This is a genomic window from Frankia sp. AiPs1 (assembly GCF_023716945.1).
Classification (GTDB): domain Bacteria; phylum Actinomycetota; class Actinomycetes; order Frankiales; family Frankiaceae; genus Frankia.
Window position 1 is genome coordinate 1 of sequence record NZ_JAMQQF010000751.1, and the last position, 2,320, is coordinate 2,320.

The window sequence follows — 2,320 nt, forward strand, 5'->3', positions numbered from 1 at the left end:
GCGCGGTCCGGCGCGGCCGGGCGGCGGTTGGCCCGGGGACCTCGCCGACCCGACCACCCCGGTCGCGGCGACCTCTGCGCTGGTGCGCGACCTGGCCGCCGGCGCTGGCGACACCGGGGCACTCGACGCCCGGATGTCGGTCTGCCGAGCCTGCCCACGCCTGGTGACCTGGCGGGAGGAAATCGCGGCGGTCCGCCGGGCCGCCTACGCCGACCAGCCGTACTGGGGGCGGCCGGTGTCCTCGTTCGGCCCGCCCGACGCCCGGATCCTGATCGTGGGCCTCGCCCCCGCCGCCCACGGCGGCAACCGCACCGGGCGCATCTTCACCGGCGACCGCAGCGGCGACTGGTTGTTCGCCTCGCTGCACCGGGTCGGGCTCGCCACCCTGGCGACGTCGCAGTCCGCCGGGGACGGCCAGCGCCTGCGGGCCACCCGGATCGTCGCGGCCGTGCGCTGCGCGCCGCCCGCGAACAAGCCGACGACGGCGGAACGGGACGCCTGTCGCCCGTGGCTGGTCCGGGACCTGGAGCTGGTCCGGCCGATGCTGCGGGTCGTCGTCGTTCTCGGCGGGTTCGCCTGGACGGCGCTCTGGCCGGCCCTGGTGCAGGCCGGGTACGCCGTCCCGGTGCCCAGGGTGCCGTTCGGCCACGGGACCCGGGTCGAACTTCCCGGGACGGGGGTCCAGGTCGTGGGTTGCTATCACCCGAGTCAGCAAAATACCTTCACCGGTCGGGTCACCGAGGTGATGCTGGACACGGTTCTGGGTTCCGCGGCGGCGCGGGCGGAAGTGGTTGACCGGCTCGACTAAGGCGACGCGTTGTGGCCACGGACACAGTACGTGAGCCACGGCACTCTTCTGCTGGCGACAAGATGGGCCGAAGGTCGTCCGTATTGGTGTCCTGCGTCACGGAATAGCGGGGGTCGGCCGCCTCCACGCCGGGTGTAAGCCGGCCCCCGCGGGTACCGTTTTTGCATGGGCTATGGGCAGGCACCGCACATCCTCATCGTCGGCGGGGGATACGTCGGCATGTACACGGCCCTGCGGCTTCAGCGGAAGCTGGACGGGGACGAGGCGACCATCACCGTCGTCGAACCCAACTCATACATGACCTATCAGCCGTTTCTCCCGGAGGCGGCTGCTGGCAACCTTGAGCCACGCCACGTTGTCGTGCCGCTACGCAAGGTTCTGAAGAGCTGTCGGGTCATCAGTGGTCATGTTGTGTCGGTGTCGCACGAGCAACGCACGGCATCCGTCCAGCCTCTCCTCGGGGACGCTTTCGAACTTAAGTACGATATTTTGGTGATTTGTCCTGGTTCGGTGGCCCGGACGCTTCCGATCCCGGGTCTCGCCGAGCAGGGAATCGGATTCAAGAGCGCGGCCGAGGCCATCTATCTCCGAAACCAGGTCATCAGTCGCCTCGACGCGGCCGCGTCGGCCACCGATGCCGCGGTTCGGCGGCGCGCACTCACCTTCCTCTTCATCGGTGGCGGATATGCCGGAATTGAGGCGCTCGCCGAACTTGAGGACATGGCGCGTGATGCATGCTCCTATTACCCCGATCTGGCACCCGCGGACATGCGCTGGGTGCTCGTCGAGGCGACGGGTCGCATTCTTCCCGAGGTTTCGCCGGCAATGGGGTTGTATACGGTCAAGCAGCTCGAACACCGCGGAATCCAGGTGAAGCTGAACACGAAGGTCGAAAGCCTGCTCGACGGTAATGTCGTTCTTGATGACGGCGAGCGTTTCGAGGCCGGCACCGTGGTGTGGACGGCCGGCGTCAAGCCGAACCCGATGCTTGCCCGCACCGATCTGCCGCTCGACGACCGCGGCCGGCTGCGGGCCACCGCCTTCCTCCAGGTCGACGGGGTGGCGGACGCCTGGACCGCCGGTGACTGCGCGGCCGTGCCCGACCTGACCAAGAACGAGGGGGCGACGACCGGGCCGTCCGCCCAGCACGCCGTCCGCCAGGCCCGTCGGCTGGCGGAGAACCTCCTCGCCGAGCTGCGGCACGAGCCCATCAAGCCCTACGAGCACAGCTACGCCGGCAGCGTGGCGTCCCTGGGGCTGCACAAGGGCGTGGCCGAGGTCTACGGGGTCAGGCTGCGGGGCTGGCCCGCCTGGCTGATGCACCGGACGTACCACCTCAGCCGGGTGCCCACGGTGAACCGCAAGGCCCGCGTGGTGGCCGACTGGACCCTGGCGCTGTTCTTCCGCCGCGAAATCGTCTCGCTGGGCTCGTTCGCCGACCCCCGGGCGGAGTTCCGCCGGGTGGCGACCCCCGCGTCCGCCCCGGCCGCCGGCCCGCCCGCGGCCCCCGGC

The 2,320-nt window shown here is 70.3% G+C and carries 2 protein-coding genes; both read left to right on the forward strand.

The window, feature by feature from the left end:
• A partial coding sequence (locus ND748_RS30250; protein ID WP_285902920.1) for a uracil-DNA glycosylase occupies positions 1-808 on the forward strand: 808 nt, incomplete at its 5' end.
• Between the two features lie 165 nt (positions 809-973).
• The coding region (locus tag ND748_RS30255; RefSeq protein ID WP_285902921.1) for an NAD(P)/FAD-dependent oxidoreductase at positions 974-2,320 on the forward strand (1,347 nt) is incomplete at its 3' end.